At 59.1% G+C, this 18,854-nt stretch carries 21 protein-coding genes and 1 other RNA gene; 6 read left to right on the top strand and 16 right to left on the bottom strand.

Annotated features, from left to right (window positions below; genetic code table 11):
- Positions 1–109: 109 nt before the first annotated feature.
- On the top strand, positions 110–2,308 hold the full coding sequence (locus DENOEST_RS06325) for a TonB-dependent receptor (RefSeq protein WP_145769619.1): 2,199 nt from the start codon (positions 110–112) through the stop codon (positions 2,306–2,308).
- Between the two features lie 187 nt (positions 2,309–2,495).
- On the opposite strand, the gene DENOEST_RS06320 is transcribed toward DENOEST_RS06325, so the two are convergent.
- From DENOEST_RS06320 to DENOEST_RS06245, 16 genes are all read right to left on the bottom strand, one after another.
- On the bottom strand, positions 2,496–3,158 hold the full coding sequence (locus DENOEST_RS06320) for a TetR/AcrR family transcriptional regulator (protein ID WP_183148216.1): 663 nt from the start codon (positions 3,156–3,158) through the stop codon (positions 2,496–2,498).
- Positions 3,159–3,358: 200 nt separating this feature from the next.
- The gene (locus DENOEST_RS06315; protein WP_145769617.1) at positions 3,359–4,534 is read right to left on the bottom strand and encodes a lipid-transfer protein; all 1,176 of its coding nucleotides are present in this window, start codon (positions 4,532–4,534) and stop codon (positions 3,359–3,361) included.
- 3 nt (positions 4,535–4,537) lie between these two features.
- A complete protein-coding gene (locus tag DENOEST_RS06310; protein WP_145769616.1) occupies positions 4,538–4,966 on the bottom strand; it encodes a hotdog family protein in 429 nt (142 codons plus the stop codon).
- Between the two features lie 29 nt (positions 4,967–4,995).
- Complete coding sequence (locus DENOEST_RS06305; RefSeq protein WP_145769615.1) at positions 4,996–5,952, bottom strand: bifunctional MaoC family dehydratase N-terminal/OB-fold nucleic acid binding domain-containing protein; 957 nt, start codon at positions 5,950–5,952, stop codon at positions 4,996–4,998.
- A 203-nt stretch (positions 5,953–6,155) separates the two neighbouring features.
- Entirely contained in the window at positions 6,156–6,581 is a 426-nt protein-coding gene (locus DENOEST_RS06300) for a ClpXP protease specificity-enhancing factor (protein WP_145769614.1), read from the bottom strand.
- 56 nt (positions 6,582–6,637) lie between these two features.
- Positions 6,638–7,234 carry a glutathione S-transferase N-terminal domain-containing protein gene (locus DENOEST_RS06295; RefSeq protein WP_145769613.1) on the bottom strand — a complete coding sequence of 199 codons (597 nt, stop codon included), beginning with the start codon at positions 7,232–7,234 and terminating at the stop codon, positions 6,638–6,640.
- A 99-nt stretch (positions 7,235–7,333) separates the two neighbouring features.
- A complete protein-coding gene (locus DENOEST_RS06290) occupies positions 7,334–8,044 on the bottom strand; it encodes a cytochrome c1 (RefSeq protein WP_145769612.1) in 711 nt (236 codons plus the stop codon).
- Entirely contained in the window at positions 8,044–9,357 is a 1,314-nt protein-coding gene (locus DENOEST_RS06285; RefSeq protein WP_145769611.1) for a cytochrome b, read from the bottom strand. The genes DENOEST_RS06290 and DENOEST_RS06285 overlap by 1 nt, the downstream gene beginning before the upstream one ends.
- Positions 9,358–9,360: 3 nt before the next feature.
- Positions 9,361–9,972, bottom strand: a complete 612-nt coding sequence (petA, locus tag DENOEST_RS06280; protein WP_145769610.1) for a ubiquinol-cytochrome c reductase iron-sulfur subunit — start codon at positions 9,970–9,972, stop codon at positions 9,361–9,363.
- Between the two features lie 188 nt (positions 9,973–10,160).
- Complete coding sequence (locus DENOEST_RS06275; protein ID WP_145769609.1) at positions 10,161–11,363, bottom strand: CaiB/BaiF CoA transferase family protein; 1,203 nt, start codon at positions 11,361–11,363, stop codon at positions 10,161–10,163.
- 7 nt (positions 11,364–11,370) lie between these two features.
- Entirely contained in the window at positions 11,371–11,967 is a 597-nt protein-coding gene (gene recR, locus DENOEST_RS06270) for a recombination mediator RecR (protein WP_145769608.1), read from the bottom strand.
- Positions 11,967–12,296, bottom strand: coding sequence for a YbaB/EbfC family nucleoid-associated protein (locus tag DENOEST_RS06265; RefSeq protein ID WP_145769607.1), 330 nt, complete (start codon positions 12,294–12,296; stop codon positions 11,967–11,969). The genes recR and DENOEST_RS06265 overlap by 1 nt, the downstream gene beginning before the upstream one ends.
- 12 nt (positions 12,297–12,308) lie before the next feature.
- Positions 12,309–13,898, bottom strand: a complete 1,590-nt coding sequence (gene dnaX / locus DENOEST_RS06260; protein ID WP_145769606.1) for a DNA polymerase III subunit gamma/tau — start codon at positions 13,896–13,898, stop codon at positions 12,309–12,311.
- 208 nt (positions 13,899–14,106) lie between these two features.
- Positions 14,107–14,205: signal recognition particle sRNA small type (gene ffs, locus DENOEST_RS06255), an RNA gene on the bottom strand.
- A gap of 87 nt (positions 14,206–14,292) precedes the next feature.
- Positions 14,293–15,303 (bottom strand): inorganic phosphate transporter, encoded by a 1,011-nt coding sequence (locus DENOEST_RS06250; RefSeq protein ID WP_145769605.1) that lies wholly within the window; start codon positions 15,301–15,303, stop codon positions 14,293–14,295.
- Between the two features lie 15 nt (positions 15,304–15,318).
- Positions 15,319–15,957: a DUF47 domain-containing protein gene (locus DENOEST_RS06245; RefSeq protein ID WP_145769604.1), complete on the bottom strand. Its 639-nt coding sequence runs from the start codon at positions 15,955–15,957 to the stop codon at positions 15,319–15,321.
- A 112-nt stretch (positions 15,958–16,069) separates the two neighbouring features.
- Between DENOEST_RS06245 and DENOEST_RS06240 the strand changes: the two genes are divergently transcribed.
- From DENOEST_RS06240 to DENOEST_RS06220, 5 genes are all read left to right on the top strand, one after another.
- Positions 16,070–17,242 carry a DUF2863 family protein gene (locus DENOEST_RS06240; protein ID WP_145769603.1) on the top strand — a complete coding sequence of 391 codons (1,173 nt, stop codon included), beginning with the start codon at positions 16,070–16,072 and terminating at the stop codon, positions 17,240–17,242.
- Between the two features lie 88 nt (positions 17,243–17,330).
- Positions 17,331–17,735 carry a peptide-methionine (R)-S-oxide reductase MsrB gene (gene msrB, locus DENOEST_RS06235; RefSeq protein ID WP_145769602.1) on the top strand — a complete coding sequence of 135 codons (405 nt, stop codon included), beginning with the start codon at positions 17,331–17,333 and terminating at the stop codon, positions 17,733–17,735.
- Complete coding sequence (locus DENOEST_RS06230) at positions 17,732–18,277, top strand: septation protein A (protein ID WP_145769601.1); 546 nt, start codon at positions 17,732–17,734, stop codon at positions 18,275–18,277. Before msrB ends, DENOEST_RS06230 begins: the two co-directional genes overlap by 4 nt.
- Entirely contained in the window at positions 18,277–18,579 is a 303-nt protein-coding gene (locus tag DENOEST_RS06225; RefSeq protein ID WP_145769600.1) for a YciI family protein, read from the top strand. The genes DENOEST_RS06230 and DENOEST_RS06225 overlap by 1 nt, the downstream gene beginning before the upstream one ends.
- Complete coding sequence (locus DENOEST_RS06220; protein WP_145769599.1) at positions 18,576–18,842, top strand: BolA family protein; 267 nt, start codon at positions 18,576–18,578, stop codon at positions 18,840–18,842. Before DENOEST_RS06225 ends, DENOEST_RS06220 begins: the two co-directional genes overlap by 4 nt.
- Positions 18,843–18,854: the final 12 nt, after the last annotated feature.

The following is an 18,854-nucleotide window of genomic DNA, read 5'->3' as shown; positions in this document are numbered from 1 at the left end:
CTGTTGACTAGACTACCTACTAGTAGGTAGTCTAGTCAACAGCGATCCAACGACTTCGGGTCACGCCCCCTGTCTGTTGGTACGCCATCAAAAAACATAAGGAGAAAACATGACATACAAAAAAATTACATCTGCAATCTGTCTGATGTTTGGAAGCACAGTGATCGCTAACAGCGTTTCCGCCAAACAACAGGAACAATTGGAAGAAATTGTCGTGACCGCCGAGAAACGAGCCGAGTCGCTTCAAAAAACCAATATTTCCATCCTCGCCATGACTGAAGAAGATTTGGAGATCAAGGGTATCAGCGGCATAACCGACCTCAGTTCCAAAGTACCCAATTTGCAGTTGACTCCCCATCCCAACAGCGCCGGCACTGCCCTCCTCTACATCCGAGGTATCGGTCTCACCGACGACCAGATTACCCAGGATCCCAGTGTTGCAATGTACGTAGACGGCATCTATGTTGCGCGCAGCCAGGGCCTGGCAAGCAGCGTGGCAGATCTGGAACGGGTAGAGGTATTGCGCGGTCCTCAGGGCACACTTTATGGCCGAAATGCTACAGGCGGCGCCGTAAACTTCATTTCCAAGGCACCGCCCCCCGGAGAATGGCGGTTCAAGCAGCAGATATCCTTAGGCAACCGTAACCGGTTCGATGCCCGCACTTCGGTGAATGTCCCTATCGGTGACAGCGTGGCAGTACGCATCGGCTATCTGAAAGAAAAGGAAGAGGGCTTCATCAGAAACCTGGGAACCGGCGTTTCCCGCTATGGAGACAAAGACCGTGAAGCCTGGCGCATCGACGCACTATGGAAAGCCAGCAGCGTTATATCGGTGCGCTACACCTACGATGAAAGTACGCTCAACGATACGCCCTTCTATGCGGCACCAGCAGTGCTCTATCCGAATGTTATCGACCGCCCTGTCGCCGGAGGAGTCCGTGCCAACAATGTCTTACCCAATGACGTGAAATCCTCGGGCCACAGTCTGACAATAACCTGGGATGTCGGCCCACGCTTTCAGATCAAATCCCTTACTGGATACCGGACGTTGGACAATTTCCAGAACCAGATTTTCTACGCTAATCCCGTCTCTCTGGGGAACTATCCATTGCTGCAAAACACTGGTACGACCCACCAGCAGCAGTTGAGCGAGGAATTGCAATTTCTGGGCACCTCCGCCGACGAGCGCTGGAAGTATGTGGCCGGACTCTATTACTTTGAGGAAAAGGGCAATGCGGACGCGATCACGCAGACCATCCGCAACCCGCTAAACAATGTAACCAACAGCCTGCAAAGCCAGAAAATCCGCAACGAATCCACAGCGATCTTCGGCCAGACCACCTGGACCCCAGACGTACTTGAAAACCGCCTGCACCTGACCATTGGCGCGCGCTGGACCAGCGACAGTCGCTGGGCCCGCAAATACCAGGCCTTTCAAACCATCCTGCCTGTGTACGGTGCGATCGTGCCCGACCCTGCGGCACCCGGTGGCGTGGCATACGGAGACAAGGATTTCCGCAACTTCAGCCCAAGTTTTGTAGCTGCCTATGACGTCAACGACAGCACGAATATCTATGGCAAAGCAGTAAAGGGCTACAAGAGCGGCGGCTACAACGTGCGCGCTCCGAATCCTGCCGCATTCTCCCAGGGCTTCGATCAAGAGACCCTGGTGAGCACCGAGTTGGGATTGAAGACTCAGATGTTCAACAACAAGCTACGGCTGAACTCGGCGCTGTTCCAATCCAAGTACGAAGACATCCAGGTAAACGTGCAAGCCGATCCACTGAACCCTGCGATCACAAATATCTTTAATGCCGGCAAAGCCACAATACGCGGCGTAGAACTGGAGGCAACGGCATTGATCGGCAAAGGGCTGGTGACAACAGCGAACTACGCCTATCTCTACGCGAACTACGACCAGGTGATAAACCCGGTCACCGGCGTCGATGTAGCTTCGGCGTACCGTTTTCCCAATGCCCCTTCCCATGCGTTCAATGCAGATATTTCCTATGAATTGCCGAAGACGTCCATCGGTCTGCTAACGGTGAATCTGAACTATTCCTGGCAGGGTCAGAAGTACACCCAGACCAATATTGCCACCAGCCAGTACATCGTCGGTGACTATGCTCTGGTCAACGCCCGCCTCGGCCTCGCCGAGATCCCGGGCCTGAAGGGGCTGCGCCTGGCCCTGTGGGGCAAGAACCTGGCTGACAAGAAGTACTACATCGGCCACTTCAACGCCGGCGCTCCCACGGCGGTATTCGGCGCCCCTCGCTCCTACGGCATGGATGCGATCTACGAGTTTTAGGGAGGGAGGCCGCATCATGCGCACCACTAGCCGATGGCCGCAACGCCTGGCTGCGTAACCTTGGAGCTGCTGGTGCGGTCGGCTGCGCCGGTCTCTCGGGACCGGTGACAATGGACGCCACGCCTCATCAGACCGACCAGCCGATCCAAATATCCCAGCGACTGCCGGTAGTAACACCGGCAGTTTTTTATTTGTCCGGCGGGGTAAGCAAGGCCCGGGCAGTGCGATGGATCATGGCGCGGAAGGTGGCCACGTGCGCAGGATCATCAGAACGATAGGAACGGGTAGGCCCCAAGTGCGGGGCAATGCAGACGTAGTGGAGGATGCTGCCGCCTAGCAGACAGATTAGATCGCTGGCTGCACATTCGATGAACTCTCCCTGCTCTACGCCAGCACGAAGGATACGTTCAAAATGAAGAATGGTCGGCCCGGCAAACTGGATCGGGTCATTGACGCGCGGCGTGATATCCGCCGTTATGCGCAGGATGATGCGTGCTCCAGTGGGACGTCCGGTCCAAAAATCAAGCCACACGTCAGTCAAGGCCAGGAGTTGTTCCCAAGGTGTCTGGCACTCCCGCAACTTCTGCTCTGTATAGTCTCCGAGTTCACGAAAGATAGCGGCCTCGACCTGATCGTAAAGCTCTTGTTTCGTAGGGAAGTAATAGAGCAGTGAAGCACGACGAATACCTACAGCAGCTGCCACATGGTCGAGGCGGGCAGTGGAATAACCCAGTTCAGCAAATACTTTCTCGGCGGCTTTGAGCAGAGCGACCTTGGTGGCCTCGCCACTTCCCGGCCGCCGATCGTGCGAAGATGGAAAAGGACGTTCCTTTTCGGTTTTCTGAAACACGGTCATTTTCTCAGTTGTGCAAGGCAGTTCATATGAAATCGACACCTCTTCGATTTTAATATCTTACCGGCTAAATCTCCCCAGCTTTTAGATACATTGCAGTCTTCTCCTACTCTGATCGGTATGGTCACTCCTTCAAAATAAAACGGCCTCCCGTCAGAAAAGACGGGAGGCCGTTTTATTTGACGAGCTGAAAAGGATCAGGCCATCCTGCCCAGAATCGCGCCACCGGTCGGCACACCAACGCCCGACGTGACCAGCGCATGATTGATGGTCTTCTTCGGTTGGTTCACCGAGGTACCCCGCACCTGGCGCACGGCTTCGACGATGCCATTGACACCGTGGATATAGGCTTCGGACAACTGGCCGCCATGGGTATTGGTGGGGAGCCGTCCATCGATGCGCAGGGTGCCACCCTTGACGAAATCCTTGGCCTCACCGGGCTTGCAGAAGCCCCAGGACTCCAGCTGCCACAACACGATGGGCGAGAAGGCATCGTAGATCACCGCGGAGTCGATGTCGGCAGCAGTCAAACCGCACTGGGCATAGGCCATTCTGGCCGCATGATCCATTTCCGGCAGGCAGCCGATTTCGGGACGGTAGAAGGAGGTCATCTCCTCCTGATCCTTGCCTGAGCATTGGGCCACACCGCGGATCATCACACCGGGCTGCTTCATATCCCGGGCCCGCTCGGGCGTGGTCACGATCACGGCGGAACCGCCATCGCTCTCCTGGCAGCAGTCGTAGATTTTCAGGGGCGAGCAGATCTTCTTGCCGGCATCGTACTCGGCCCGGTCGAAGGGCCGCTGGTAGAAGAAAGCCGCCGGGTTGTTGACCGCGTACTCCCGGGCCGATTGGGCCACTTCGAAAAAGGCGTCGGTAGTGCAGCCGCTGATATGCATATAGCGCTGGGTGAAGGTGGCAACCCAGGAGGCCGGTGTCAGCAGGCCAAAGGGCATGTACCAGCCGTAGTGGATGGCGCTGCCAGTGATCAACTCGCCGGAAACACCCTTCGAATACCGGTGACCGGAACGGCCGTTGAGGGCGCGGTACACCACCACGGTTTCTGCAATACCGGTGGCCACGGCCATGGCGGCCTGCAACAGACAGCCAGTGGCAGCACCGCCGCCGTAGGGCACCCGGGAGAAGAAGCTGAGGTCATTGCAGCCCAGTGCCCGGGCCACATCCACTTCCTCGTTCTGGTCGATGGTGAAAGTCACCATGCCATCCACGTCGGAGGGCTTCAGGCCGGCATCGTCCAGGGCGGCCTTGACGGCCTCAGCCGCCAGGGAAAGTTCGGAACGACCCGAGTCCTTGGAAAACTCGGTGTTGCCGATGCCGCAGATGGCAGCCTTGTCAGAAATATTGCGATCCATGAATCAAGCCTCCTTCGGCAGGGCTACACGCACGGTACCGGACATGTGCTTTCCCCATACATTGTTTTCTCCAACCACTTCCACATCGACAGTGCCGGCGGCATCGTCCTTGGACTTCACTTCGCCGGTAACGGTCATGACAACGCCAGGCACATTGGGCGCGCCCAGCCGCAAGTCGATGCTCTTCAGGGTGGAATCGGGACCGGCCCAGTCGGTGACAAAACGACCCATGAAGCCGTTGCTGGTAAGGATATTCATGAACACGTCGGGCAGGCCGCAATCCTGAGCCGCCTTCTTGTCATGATGGACTTCCGTGAAATCCCGGGAAGCGATGGCAGTACTGACGATCAGGCTGGTGGTGATGTCGATCTTCAGTTCCGGCAGCTTGTCGCCCACTGCCACTTTCTCGTAGCGCAAAGTTTTTGCATTCATAGTAGATGTCTCGCTATTCCTCGATCAGGTCAGGCGGGGTAGAACTGGGGAAGCGAGGTCTTCTCGTCCACCTTCTCGACCTTGCCTGTCACCTTCATGCCGATATGCACCGCGCTGGGATCGCAGCCGACAATACCGGCCACCAGGCGGGTACCTTCCTTCAACTGGATCACGCCCGTCACCAGGGGATAGGGATAGCCGGGGAATTTCGGGTAGCTGATCTCGGTAAAGCTGAACACTTCGCCGTCCAGGGTGGACTCGATGGAGTCCCACTCCAGGGACTGGCACTCGCCGCACATGGGGCGGGGGGGATGGCGCAATGTCTTGCAGCTCTTGCAACGCTGGATCAGCACTTTGCCCTGATCCACCGCCTCCCACCACCAGGCGTTGTCGTGGCCGCGGGGTGACTGAATGCGGGTGGGGGCCTTGACCGGCGCATCCGAGCCAGCGGCGGCCTCTTGCTGGGCCGGAATGAACTTGAGGACGCGGAAAATCTGCCTGCCAATAGGATCGCCGTTCTGATCGGTAAAGGCGGTGGCGGTCTCGACGAAATAGCCGAAGCCGCGGGCCGTCTTCTTGGGCTCGGAAATGTTGTCGATGATGGTGTGGTAATAAACCTGGTCACCCGGACGCAGGTCCCGATAGAACTCCGTCTTGGTATTGGTGCCGAGGGAGCCGGTGAAGCCGTAGGAGTTGAACACCTCGTGCAGTTCCCGCTGCAGATCCTTCGTCGGGTTCTTGCACATCGGGTAGCCTTCCATGGACCAGATCTGGAGCATGGTGGGCGGGGCGATGAGGCCTTTCTTGCTGGACTTCGCCGCGAATTCGGCATCCGAGTAAACGGGATTCTGATCTTCCGTCACCTCGGTCCAATGGCGGATCATCGCCGCATTGACGTCATCCTTGCCCTTCCTGCGGGGACTGATTTCCCGGCCCACATAGGCGCGGACCTTTTCTTCAAAGGCTTTGAGTTCTTCAGGAGTCATGATTCATTTCCCAGATAATCAAGCGAACACATTTGGACGGCCCACCACCCAGAGTCATACTGGGAGGGGTTGCCCAATGGATAAGTGCTTGCTGATTATATAAGCCGGGAGAGCTGCGCTCTGTTCGCATCCGGGCGCCTGCCAAGGCCTGATATCCTTGGATGTTGGGATTATATTTGCAACCAGGAAAGCCGCTACATCAATTACTTGATGCGAGTCAGGCGGGGACGCCCTCCGCCCGCCTCAGGAGGAGAAGGCTCTGGCGATTCTCCATCGGGAGGCGCGTGCTCAGCAGTAGCCACAGGCGTTGCATCCTCTTCGACAGGAGCGGTTTCAAAGGCCATACCCTGTCCGTTTTCCCTGGCGTAAATAGCTGCCACAGCAGACACTGGCACTGAAATGGGAAAGGCCGCACCGTTGAAGCGTGCCTGAAAGGTGATTTCCTCGTTGCCCATCAGCAAGTGCTGAGTGGCGTCGTGACCGACATTCAGGACGATCTGCCCGTCGCGCACATACTCACGGGGAACCCGGGTGGTGGCATCGACCACCACCTGGAGATAGGGCGTAAAACCCTGATCCGTACACCATTCGTGAATGGCGCGGATCAGATAGGGCTTGGTTGTGGTCATGGCGGGAACGGCTGAAAATGTCGGCCACGGGGCTCTTGCCCCGCGGTCGAGGGCAATCAGCGACGCATGACCTTTTCCGAAGGCGTCAGAGCGTCAATGAAGCCCTGACGGGAGAAGATGCGCTCCGCGTATTTCATCAGTGGCGCAGCAACCTTGGGCAGTTCGATGCCGTAGTGATCCAGACGCCACAGCAACGGAGCTACCGCCACATCCAGCATGGAGAACTCCTCCCCCAGCAGATACTTCTGCTTGGCAAACAGCGGAGCCAACTCGGACAGGCGATCCCGCACGTGAGCACGGGACTTCTCGGCCGATTTGAGGTTCTTCTCCAGGGAGTCGATATGACTGAACAGTTCGTGCTCCATGGTGTAGAGCAGTTGCCGTGCCTTGGCCCGGGTCTGGGGATCGGGCGGCATCAGTTGCGGATGAGGGAAACGCTCATCAATGTATTCATTGATGATGTTGGCCTCATAGAGCACCAGATCGCGATCCACCAGCACGGGGACACGGTTGTAAGGGTTGATGACGGCGATATCTTCTGGCTTGTTGAAGAGGTCGACATCGATCACCTGGAAGTCCATCTGCTTCTCGTACAGGACGATGCGGCAGCGGTGGCTAAACGGACACGTCGTGCCCGAGTACAGGTTCATCATGGTACTCGTACCCCAGGAATAATCGGCATCGCGCACAACCTTCCGGGCTGGTGGTGCGCTTGCTTCTCGATGCCCCATATGCATTGGTCAGGAAATAAGTTAATGGATGTCTTTCCAGTACTCGCGTTTAAGCGCGTACGTCAAGACGAAGAGTGCTGCCAGGGCGATCAGGACGATGACACCCAGTTTTTTCCTGAACTCGCCCACCGGTTCGCCCATGTACTGCAGGTAGGCTACCAGATCAGCCACCGCCGCATCGTACTCCTCGGGCTTCAGCTTGCCGGTTTTTTCGAGCGTGAGCTTGTGGTCCTCGCCCATAACCTGCTCTCCCTGGAGTTCCCAAAGCACATGGGGCATGCCCACGTTCTCGAAGACCTTGTTGTTCCAGCCCGAGGGACGGGCCGGATCCCGGTAGAAGGTGCGCAGGTAGGTGTATAGCCAGTCGGCACCGGAACCGAACTCCGAAGCCCGTGCACGGGCGATCACCGTCAGGTCGGGAGGCGCGGCGCCGAACCATATCTTGGCGTCGTCACGCTGCATGGCGATGCGCATCGGCTCGCCCACCTTTTCCGCCGTGAACAGCAGGTTGTCCTTGATCTGCTGATCCGTCAGCCCGATATCCTGCAGGCGGTTGTAGCGCATGTAGGACGCCGAGTGGCAGTTCAGACAGTAATTGACGAAGAGCTTGGCGCCATTCTGCAAGGCCGCCTTGTCGCCGGCCTTGTCGGGTGCCTTATCCAGATGAAGTTCGGGACCGCTGGCCAAGGCCAGCAGAGGAACACAGAGCAGGGTGATGAGCAGTTTTTTCATTATCCAGTCACCCTTTCCGGTTCGGGCTGGCACTTGTCGAGCCGTGACCACCAGGGCATCGTCAGGAAGAAGAGGAAATAGTAGATGGTGAAAAACTTGGCAATGGGCTCACCGGGAAGAATTCCGAAGAAGGCGTAGGACGGCGGCTTGGTACCGAGGAAGCCAAGAATCACGAAAGCCACCACCCAGATCGACAGCAGAGTCTTGTAGATCGGACCACGATAGCGGATCGATTTCACCGGACTACGGTCCAGCCAGGGCAGGAAAGCCAGGATCACCACCCCCGCACCCATGGCGACCACACCCCAGAACTTGGCATCAATCCAGAAGAAATTGATGGTCACAGCGCGAAGCATGGAATAGAAGGGCGTGAAGTACCACACCGGGGCGATATGGGGCGGGGTCTTCATCGGGTCGGCCGGGATGAAGTTGTTGTACTCCAGGAAGTAGCCGCCCAACTCCGGCATGAAGAAGATCACCAAGGAGAAGGCCATCAGGAATACCACCACGCCGACGATGTCCTTCACCGTGTAGTAGGGATGGAAGGGGATGCCGTCCAGGGGATGGCCGTCAGCGCCCTTGTGCTTCTTGATTTCCACGCCGTCCGGATTGTTGGAGCCCACCTCGTGCAACGCGATCACATGAGCCACCACCAGACCCAGCAGAACCAGGGGGATGGCGATCACATGGAAGGAGAAGAAGCGGTTCAGGGTGGCATCCGACACCACGAAGTCGCCACGGATGAACACCGAGAGATCCGGCCCGATCAGGGGAATGGCGGAGAACAGGTTGACGATCACCTGGGCACCCCAGAAGGACATCTGTCCCCAGGGCAGCAGGTAGCCGAAGAAAGCCTCGGCCATCAGGCACAGGAAGATCAGGAGACCGAAGACCCAGATCAGTTCCCGTGGCTTGCGGTAGGAACCGTAGAGCATGCCGCGGAACATGTGCAGGTAGACCACCACGAAAAAGGCCGAAGCGCCGGTGGAGTGCATGTAGCGAACCAGCCAGCCCAGGGGCACATCGCGCATGATGTACTCGACACTGGCAAAGGCCACCGGCACGCCCGAGGCGTTGAGGGCCGCATCCGGCTTGAAGTGCATGGTGAGGAAGATGCCGGTGACGATCTGATTCACCAGGACCAGCAGCGCCAGGGAGCCGAAGAAATACCAGAAGTTGAAATTCTTCGGCGCGTAGTACTCGGACAGATGATCCTTGTACAGGGACATCAGAGGGAAGCGGGCATCCACCCACTCCATCAGATCACCCACCACGGTTCCGTTGGACTTGTGCTTTTCGATGTTGCTAGCCATGAATTACGCCCCCTGCTTGTTTTCACCGATCAGAATTTTCGATTCCGATAGGTAGACGTGCGGCGGAATGGGGAGATTGTCTGGCGCGGGCTTATTCTTATACACACGGCCTGCCAGGTCGAAGGTGGAGCCATGACAGGGACACAAGAAACCGCCTGCCCAGTCGGGATCGACGCCGGATTCGGCGCCGGTCTTGAACTTGTCGGTGGGAGAACATCCCAGGTGGGTGCAGATACCCACCACCACCATGTATTCGGGTTTGAGCGCACGGGTCTCAGGATCAATTCCATCGGGAGGCGGGAATTCGGCCTGTTTGCGCTCGGATTTCGGATCAGCGACCTTCTCGTCGGTTTTTTTCAAAGACTCGAGCATTTCCGGGGTCCGGTGGATGATCCAGACCGGCTTGCCGCGCCATTCGACCGTCGTCATCTGACCTGGTTCGAGCTTGCTGATATCGACCTCCACCGGCGCCCCCGCGGACTTGGCACGCTCTGAAGGCGCCATGCTGGCCAGGAACGGCACGGTCGCAGCCACGCCAACCACGCCACCAGCGGCTGCGGTGGCGACGAGAAGGCGGCGTCGGCCGCAATCCACTTTTTCGTCACTACTACTCATGGTTTTGTAAAGTCCCAGAAGGTAAGAAAAGGAAAAAGGCGCTCGGGGAGGGGAACCCGGAAAGCGGGCGATTATAGCGGGTTCAGCGAGGCGATTAAAACCCCTACCAATGAAATGCCTTTAATTTAATGCCGAAATCATAAATCAGCCAGTACACTTGACAGCCCCCTTAGCGGCTGCGTCAGACCTCAAACGGCGCGCAAAGAGCGCAGCCGCTCGACCTCCCCGGAGGAATACCCCAGTTCGGCCAATACCGCATCGGTATGCTCGCCCAGGGCTGGCCCAATCCATTCCGTACTCCCCGGCGTCTCGCTCAACTTAGGCACCACCCCTGGGATACGAAATTTCCCGCCACCAGGCAGGCTTGCCTGCTCCAGCATGCCCCGGGCGAGAAACTGGGGGTCCTGGAACATATCGGCCACCGAATAGATGCGGCTGGCAGGAGTTTCGGCCCGGGCTGCAGTATTCAGCACCGTTGCCTCGTCATGGGCCGCCACCCAATCGGCGATGACACCATAAATTTCTGCGGCCCGGCCATCCCGGCCTGCATTGTCGGCCAGGGCCGGATCCTCGGCCAGGTCGGGACGGCCGATGGCGCTCATGAAGCGCCGAAAAATGGCATCCCCGTTGGCACCGATGGTGACATGCTTGCCGTCCCGGCTCGTATAGGTATTGGAAGGCGTAATCCCCGGCATGACATTGCCGGTGCGCTCACGGATGAAGCCGAAGACGTCGAACTCCGGCACCAGACTTTCCATCATCGCAAACACGGCTTCATACAGGGCCACATCCACCACCTGCCCGGCACCGCCATTCACTTCCCGGTGACGCAGGGCCATCAGGCCGCCGATCGCCCCCCACAGGGCGGCGATGGAGTCGCCGATGGATATCCCGGTCTTCACCGGCGGTCGATCGGAGAAACCGGTCACATAGCGCAGCCCACCCATGGCTTCGCCCACCGCGCCAAAGCCGGGTTGCCGGGCCATCGGACCGGTCTGACCGAAACCGGACAGGCGCACCATCACCAGGCCGGGATTGAGCGAGGACAGGGATTCCCAGCCCAAGCCCAGCTTCTCCATGACACCGGGGCGGAAATTTTCCACCACCATGTCAGCCTCGCCCACAAGGCGCCGGATCACCTCGATTCCTTCCGGGTGCTTGAGATTGACCGTCACCGACTTCTTGTTTCGGGACTGAACGAACCACCAGAGGGAAGTGTCTCCGTGCATCTTGCGCCATTTGCGCAGGGGGTCCCCTTCTCCCGGCGACTCGATCTTGATCACCTCGGCGCCAAATTCCGCCAGGATACGGCTGCAAAACGGCCCGGCAATCAGGGTGCCGAACTCGATCACCCGGACGCCGGACAGAGGCTTGTCGGGTGCGCTCGCCATACTCAGCTCAGTACTCCCGCCGTTCCCGCAGCGCCTGGGCCACGGTAGCGGCATCGGTGAATTCCAGTTCCCCGCCCACCGGCACGCCCCGGGCGATACGGCTGGACTTGAGCCCCCGGGCCCGCAGCAGCTCGGACAGGTAATGGGCCGTGGCCTCCCCCTCGTTGGTGAAGTTGGTGGCCAGGATCACTTCCTTGACCAGGCCATCGCCGACCCGGGCCATCAGCCGCTCGAAGGCCAGTTCCCGGGGACCTATACCATCCAGGGGGGACAGACGTCCCATCAGCACGTAATAGAGACCATTGAAGGCATGGGTCTGCTCCATGGTGTTGAGATCCACGGGCATTTCCACCACGCATAGCAGGGACGGGTCGCGCTTGGACGAGGCGCAACGTTCGCATACCTCGGCTTCGGTGAAATTGTTGCAGCGGATGCAGTGGCGCAGATTCTTCAAGGCATGGGCGATGGCCAGACTCAGCCGCTCCCCACCCCGAGGATTGTGCTGAAGCAGGTGATAGGCCATGCGCTGGGCCGACTTGGGCCCAACACCCGGCAGGCAGCGCAAGGCCTCGATCAACTCGTCGAGGCTGGAGGGCCGTGCCATCAGAAGGGCAGTTTCATGCCCGGCGGCAGGTTCAGGCCTGCCGTAAACGACCCCATGCGTTCCTGGGTGGTGGCATCCACCCGCCGGTTGGCGTCGTTGACCGCCGCCGCCACCAGGTCTTCCAGCATTTCCCGGTCATCCATGGCGGCAGGATCGATCACCACGCGCCGCACATCGTGCTTGCAGGTCATGGTGATCTTGACCATGCCAGCCCCGGACTGCCCTTCCACCTCAATGGCGGCCAGTTCCTCCTGGGCTTTCGCCATGTTCTGCTGCATCTGCTGGGCCTGCTTCATCAGCGCCCCCAGGTTGCCAAGACCGCCTTTCATGCCTGCTACTCCTCAAATGGGTTTGATCGTCGATTCGTCGATGGTGGCGTCGAACATATCCACCACCTCACGCACAAAATTGTCGCCCTCAATGGCCGCGATGGCCCGCTCCTGACGCTCCCGTTGCACATTGCGGGCTTTTTCCGCAGGCGTCTCCGATTCCGTGTCCGCCAGGTCCAGGGCCAGTTTCAGGGGGCGACCGAAATGATTCTGCAATTCGGTCTGCAACTTGTCTTCCTGCATCCGCCCCATCAGATGCTTATGCACCGGGGACAGGCGCAGTGTGACCAGCGCCTCATTCATCGCCACCAGTTCACAGTGCTGAGCTAACTGGCGCGCCATGCCGGACAGGGGCAGGCGGGCCACCAACTGATGCCAGGGATCATCCCCTTCCATGACCGGACGGGATTCCACCTTGGGCGCCGGTGCCGTCGTGGCGGCGACCGGCTGCGCAGGTACTGGCGCCACAATTTTGTTCGCAGGCGCTGCCGTCGCCGGCTGGCGCGGAACCGCGTTCGCCGCCTCGGGACGGAAGGCCGTCAGGCGCAGCAGGGTCATCGTGAAGCCGGCGTATTCGTCCGGTGCCAGGGCCAGGTCGTCGCGGCCGTGGATGACGATCTGGTAGCAAAGTTGCAGGAACTCGGGATCCAGGGCATCCGCATAGACTTGCAGCCTTGCCCGCTCCATAGGGTCGGCCATGGCCTCCGGCGAGAACTGCAACAGGGCGATGCGATGCAGCAGGGTCGCCAGCTCCTGAAGGGCGGAATCGAAAGCGAGGCTGCGCGCCTCCATGCGATCCGCCACCGCCACCAGGGCGGCCGCGTCTCCCGCCGCCAGGGCATCCAGCAGGGCATAGAGATAATCATCCCCCACCGTGCCCAGCATGTCGCGCACTCCCTCTTCTTCCACCTTGCCGGCACCGTGGGCGATGGCCTGATCAAGCAGGGAGAGGGCATCACGCATACTGCCTGCCGCCGCCTTGGCCAGATGGCGCAAGGCCAGTGCTTCGCACACTACGCCTTCCGCTTCGAGAATCCGGCTCAGGTGATCGACGATATGCCCCTGGGGCATCTGCTTCAGGTTGAACTGAAGACAACGGGACAGCACCGTTACCGGGATCTTCTGGGGGTCGGTGGTGGCGAGGATGAACTTGATATGCTCGGGAGGCTCCTCCAGGGTCTTCAACATGGCGTTGAAGGCGGAATTGGAGAGCATATGAACTTCGTCAATGACGTAAACCTTGTAGCGGCCCCGAGTCGGTGCGTAGGTGGCGTTTTCCAGCAACTGCCGCATCTCATCCACTTTGGTGTTGGTGGCGGCATCCACTTCGATCAGGTCCACAAAGCGACCGCCATCGATTTCCATGCATGAGGAACAAACGCCACAGGGCGTGGACGTCACCCCGGCCTCGCAATTCAGTGCCTTGGCCATGATCCGCGCCAGGGTGGTCTTGCCTACCCCGCGAGTGCCGGTAAATAGATAGGCGTGATGGAGACGCTGCTGGTCCAGGGCGTGGGTCAGCGCACGCACCACGTGCTCCTGGCCCACCAATGTGGCAAAAGACTTGGGGCGCCACTTTCGCGCCAGCACCTGATAACTCATGTCCTGACCGAAAAAACGGGAATGCTCGGGATATACAAAGAGACCTGCTCCATGCCAAGAAGAGCGTCAGATAAGTACTCGCACGCCCTGGTCGATCGCGCCGCTAGGCGCCTATTCAGTCACCTCCCCCGCAAGGCGGGGGAGGTCGGGAGGGGGTGTCCGTAATGCCCTTTGTTTTATCTGCGGGGAACCCCGCAGATAAAACAAAGGTGGCGAGCCTGACCCCCGGCACTTGCAAGAATCGGCTGTGGCTGCTTCCTTCCGGACCTGACCAGATTCACCGCCTCACAATGCGGGGAGACCCGCCACAAGGAATTCTAACAGAGGAGACGCATCCCGGCCCAGTTATTCCAGCGGCGTCATACCCGATCAGGCAGTAGCAAAAGCCCGACACTCACAGCACCAGATGACCGATACCCCAGGCCAGCGCGGCAATCAGGGCTGTTGCAGGAATTGTCAGGATCCAGGCCCAGAAAATACCCCGCGCCACACCCCAGCGCACCTGCTTGGCGCCTGCGGTGGTGCCAACGCCGGCAATGGCGCCGGTAATGGTGTGAGTCGTGGAAACCGGAATACCGAAAGCCGTCGCCATGAACAGAGTCAAGGCGCCACCAAAATTGGCGCAGAAACCCCGAGGTTGATCCAGCTTGGTGATCCGGTTACCCATGGTCTTGACGATGCGCCAGCCCCCGAACATGGTGCCCAGACCCATGGACATGTAACAGGCCACAATCACCCAGGTGTCGGGACGAGTCGCCGCCGGGTCGGTGACATTGGCCGCCAGCAACAACATCCAGATGATGCCGATGGTTTTCTGGGCGTCATTGCCACCGTGCCCCAGGCTGTACATGGCGGCCGAGATCAGTTGCAGTCGTCGGAAAGCCGCATCGGCCTTGCCCGCCGGCACCCGGATGCATAGCCAGGCCACCGCCACCATCATCAGGCCACCCAGCATGAACCCCAAAAAGGGCGCGACAAAAATGAACAGAATCGTCTTGCCCAGCCCGGCCCAGATCAGGGAATGAAAGCCTCCCTTGGCCACAGCGGCGCCCACCAGACCACCGATCAGGGCATGGGAAGAACTGGAGGGAATGCCGTAATACCAGGTGATCACATTCCAGAGAATGGCTCCTACCAAGGCGCCGAAGATCACATAATGATCGACAATGACCGGATCAATGGTGCCCTTGCCAATGGTGGTCGCCACCTTGAGCTGGAAGATGAAAATGGCAATGACATTGAAGAGAGCGGCCCACAACACTGCCTGATGGGGCTTCAGAACCCGAGTGGAAACTACGGTGGCGATGGAGTTGGCCGCATCATGAAAGCCATTCATGAAGTCGAAGAGCAAGGCCAGGACCACCAGCAATATGATGACCGGCAGCCCTATTTCCAGACTGGACATGATTGCGAAACCCGGTCAGGAATTCTCGAGGACAATGCCCTCGATGATATTGGCCACATCCTCACAACGATCGGTCACCGACTCCAGTAATTCGTAGATGCCCTTGAGCTTGATGAGTTGCCGCACATCCGTCTCTTCCCGGAACAGCTTGGCCATACCCTGGCGCATCACCCGATCGGCGTCGGATTCCAGTTGATCGATTTCCTGGCAGGTACGCAGGATCGCCTGGGCATGGCCCATGTCTCCCAGCAGGGAAACCGCTGTCTTGACCCGTTCGCAACAGGAGATACAGATATCCGAAAGCCGCCTGGCTTCCTCGGTGAGCTGACGCACGTCGTACAGATACATGGATTCCGCCACATCCTGGATCAGGTCCAGGATGTCATCCATGCGGGTGATCAATTGGTGAATCTCATCCCGATTAAGGGGCGTGGTGAATACCGTGTGGAGCAAGGCCATCGTGTCATGGGTGATCTTGTCGGCCCGTGTTTCGGTCTCGTCAATGGCCTGGGCATGCCGCCCCAGGGTTTCGGACCCGTTACCGACATCGGCCACCAGAGCGGCCAACTGGCGCACCCCCAGCACCACCAGCTCCGCATGAGCGTTGAAAAGTTCAAAGAACTTCCCTTCCTTGGGCATCAGCTTTGAGAACATAACAGAGTCGCCAAAATGGTTGGAACGGGGCGCAGTCTATCAGCTTGGGAACAGCCGAGCTGAATGGAGTTGCTACAATCCCCGGGACGACAACTCTCCCTGCGCCCCCCTCGTGAAACGATCCAGATTTTCCAGACGCAGCAAGCAGACCCCGGATGTTGAAACCCTCTGCAACTTGGCCCAGGCCCTGGGCTTGTCGTCGAGCCGCATCGAGGACACCTTCTGGGAGACCCGGCTCATCGCCCTGATCGACGCATTACTGGAGGCAGACGAGGAGACCGCCCTCAATGCCGCCCTGGATCATCTGTTCCAGACCGGGGAACGGGGCTATGACAATCTGGCCGACCTGGTGGAATCCCGCAGCGAAAGCCGTACCGGGGAAAGCACGGGGGAATTCGATCTGCTGCTGATTGCGGCCCCCATCCTGGCCTGGTCCCGCTACAGCATCCCCTCCGGCCCCCTGTCGGCGGAGATACTGAACAATCTCAGGGTCCAGTTGCAGGCCCACATCCTGACCACCCAGGTCCGGCTGACCCTGGCCGATGTTTTGTTCAGCCCGGACCAGTTACCCCAGACCTACTGCGACACCTTGCGTTTGACAAAAAAACTCGGCCGGGCCGCCCTCCAGCAACAAAACGACCACATAGACCCGGCAACGCTGCCCGAGACCATCAGTTTTCTGTCGGATACCCGCTATCTGCTGGGTGTAGTAGCGGTACCACGAGGAGAGGCAATCTTCCGCTGGCAGGAATCCGACGGTAACCGGGACATCGCTTTCCGTCACTGGCAAACCCAGGGGGGTGAGGCCCTGAAACCGGCCCTGCCGGCCTGCGCCTTCGAACTGTTGCCCCCCTCGTCCTACCATGCCGCCTGCCGCGACGCGGATCGCCAGTCCCGTCCCCACGCCTTGCGCGCGGCGCTGGCCTTCCTGCAGGCCACGCTGAACGTGATGCCCGACCAGATTCGAGCCGTCATCGCGCCCTTCCATGACCAACGGCTGGAGGAATACCGGATCGGGATGACCCTGGGTGACTCCGCCCAGGTTGTACATGGCGTGGTCTGGCCCCTGTTGGAAGCCGAGGATGAAAGCAGCGACATACCAGCCCAGATCGAAGCAACACTGAAGGAAGCCGGGGTTGTCCAGGTGATGCAACTGGAGCACCGCTTCCCCCTTGAATATTGCGACGACTGCGGTACCCCGCTCTATCCCAATCCCGACGGTGAACCTATGCATGCAGAGGTTCCCGAGGGTCGGACCAGCGAAATTCCCAGGCACCTGCATTGAGCCTTCGCCTGCCCGATCAGAATTGCAGGGAATCTTCCGGGGTACACGTAGTCCCATGGTGCCATGGCAATTTTTCGGAGGAAACCCCATGAGCAAATACCCGACCAAGAGCGATGCGGCATGGCGCGAGGAACTGAGCGAGATCGAGTATCACGTCACCCGAGAAAAAGGGACCGAATACCCCTTTACCGGCCGCTACTGGAACTACGACGAGGAGGGGCTATATTGTTGCGTCTGCTGCGGCGCGCCCTTGTTCACCTCGGCGCAGAAATTTGATGCAGGCTGCGGCTGGCCCAGTTTCTGGCATCCGGCCGAAACCGCCGAAATCACCGAAAATGTCGACTTGAGCCACAATATGCGCCGCGTTGAAGTTACCTGCACCGGCTGCGGCGCCCACCTTGGCCATGTTTTCGATGACGGCCCCGCCCCCACGGGTCTGCGCTACTGCATCAATTCGGCTGCCCTCAAATTGGAAAAGAACCCGGCCCCATGAAATTCCTGTTCGATCTGTTCCCGATCATTCTTTTTTTCATCGCCTTCAAACTCGCCGGTGTATTCACCGCGACTGCCGTCGCCATCGCGGCCACCGGGCTCCAGGTGGCCTGGGTCTGGTGGCGCCATGGCAAGGTAGACACCATGCTCTGGGTCAGCCTGGCCCTGGTGACGGTTTTTGGTGGCGCGACCCTATTGCTCCATGATGAGATCTTCATCAAGTGGAAACCCACCGTGCTTTACTGGCTGTTCGCCACCACCCTGGCCGCATCGGCCCTACTGTTCCGCAGGAACCTGATCCGGACCATGCTGGGTGAGCAGATCACCCTGCCCGACAAGATTTGGGCACGCCTGAATGGCGCATGGGTGATTTTCTTTCTCACTATGGGCGGTCTCAACCTGATCATCGCCTTTTCGTTTTCCACCGATATCTGGGTCAACTTCAAACTCTTCGGCGGCATGGGTCTGATGCTGGTCTTTGTCATTGCCCAGAGCCTGTTCCTGGGGAAATACGTCGAATCGGAAAATGAGGAAAAGCCCTGATGTATTACGCGGTGATTGCCGAAGATCGGCCCAACAGCCTGGAAAAGAGACTTGCCGCTCGCCCGGCTCACCTGGCCAGACTGGAGAACTTGCAGGCCGAAGGACGGCTGCTGCTGGCCGGCCCCTTCCCTGCCATCGACAGCCCTGCACCGGGACCGGCCGGCTTTTCTGGTAGCCTGATCGTGGCCGAATTCGATTCCCTGGAGGCTGCTCGAGACTGGGCACAAACGGATCCCTATGTGACCGCCGGGGTCTATGGCTTGGTGAATGTCCGCCCCTTCAACCGGGTATTTCCTCGATGAACCCGACCATCGACACCATGCGCCGGTTACTGGCCTGCCTGGAACCCTCGCTCCTGGAAATTGCGGATGATAGCGCCCGGCATGCCGGACACGCGGGAGCCGCCGCCGGAGGCGGCCACTTCATCATGACAATCGTATCCCCCCGCTTTTCCGGGAAGCGCTCATTGGAGCGTCATCGCATGGTGTATGATGCACTGAGCTCCCTCAGGGGGCAGGGCTTCCACGCCCTGAGCATCACGGCAAGAACACCGGACGAAACCTGACTCACATACCCG

This window comes from Denitratisoma oestradiolicum (assembly GCF_902813185.1).
Lineage (GTDB): Bacteria > Pseudomonadota > Gammaproteobacteria > Burkholderiales > Rhodocyclaceae > Denitratisoma > Denitratisoma oestradiolicum.
This window is presented reverse-complemented; position numbering and strand designations above follow the sequence as displayed.

Excerpts from the sequence above, each read along its gene's own strand:
- DENOEST_RS06325 (WP_145769619.1), top strand. The coding sequence starts at position 110 with ATGACATACAAAAAAATTACATCTGCAATCTGTCTGATGTTTGGAAGC.
- DENOEST_RS06220 (WP_145769599.1), top strand. The coding sequence starts at position 18,576 with ATGAACCCGACCATCGACACCATGCGCCGGTTACTGGCCTGCCTGGAA.
- DENOEST_RS06275 (WP_145769609.1), bottom strand. The coding sequence starts at position 11,363 with ATGGCGAGCGCACCCGACAAGCCTCTGTCCGGCGTCCGGGTGATCGAG.
- DENOEST_RS06225 (WP_145769600.1), top strand. The coding sequence starts at position 18,277 with ATGTATTACGCGGTGATTGCCGAAGATCGGCCCAACAGCCTGGAAAAG.
- DENOEST_RS06295 (WP_145769613.1), bottom strand. The coding sequence starts at position 7,234 with ATGATGAACCTGTACTCGGGCACGACGTGTCCGTTTAGCCACCGCTGC.
- DENOEST_RS06290 (WP_145769612.1), bottom strand. The coding sequence starts at position 8,044 with ATGAAAAAACTGCTCATCACCCTGCTCTGTGTTCCTCTGCTGGCCTTG.
- msrB (WP_145769602.1), top strand. The coding sequence starts at position 17,331 with ATGAGCAAATACCCGACCAAGAGCGATGCGGCATGGCGCGAGGAACTG.
- DENOEST_RS06300 (WP_145769614.1), bottom strand. The coding sequence starts at position 6,581 with ATGACCACAACCAAGCCCTATCTGATCCGCGCCATTCACGAATGGTGT.
- recR (WP_145769608.1), bottom strand. The coding sequence starts at position 11,967 with ATGGCACGGCCCTCCAGCCTCGACGAGTTGATCGAGGCCTTGCGCTGC.
- DENOEST_RS06285 (WP_145769611.1), bottom strand. The coding sequence starts at position 9,357 with ATGGCTAGCAACATCGAAAAGCACAAGTCCAACGGAACCGTGGTGGGT.
- petA (WP_145769610.1), bottom strand. The coding sequence starts at position 9,972 with ATGAGTAGTAGTGACGAAAAAGTGGATTGCGGCCGACGCCGCCTTCTC.
- DENOEST_RS06245 (WP_145769604.1), bottom strand. The coding sequence starts at position 15,957 with ATGTTCTCAAAGCTGATGCCCAAGGAAGGGAAGTTCTTTGAACTTTTC.
- DENOEST_RS06310 (WP_145769616.1), bottom strand. The coding sequence starts at position 4,966 with ATGAATGCAAAAACTTTGCGCTACGAGAAAGTGGCAGTGGGCGACAAG.
- DENOEST_RS06305 (WP_145769615.1), bottom strand. The coding sequence starts at position 5,952 with ATGACTCCTGAAGAACTCAAAGCCTTTGAAGAAAAGGTCCGCGCCTAT.
- DENOEST_RS06250 (WP_145769605.1), bottom strand. The coding sequence starts at position 15,303 with ATGTCCAGTCTGGAAATAGGGCTGCCGGTCATCATATTGCTGGTGGTC.
- DENOEST_RS06230 (WP_145769601.1), top strand. The coding sequence starts at position 17,732 with ATGAAATTCCTGTTCGATCTGTTCCCGATCATTCTTTTTTTCATCGCC.
- DENOEST_RS06265 (WP_145769607.1), bottom strand. The coding sequence starts at position 12,296 with ATGAAAGGCGGTCTTGGCAACCTGGGGGCGCTGATGAAGCAGGCCCAG.
- DENOEST_RS06315 (WP_145769617.1), bottom strand. The coding sequence starts at position 4,534 with ATGGATCGCAATATTTCTGACAAGGCTGCCATCTGCGGCATCGGCAAC.
- dnaX (WP_145769606.1), bottom strand. The coding sequence starts at position 13,898 with ATGAGTTATCAGGTGCTGGCGCGAAAGTGGCGCCCCAAGTCTTTTGCC.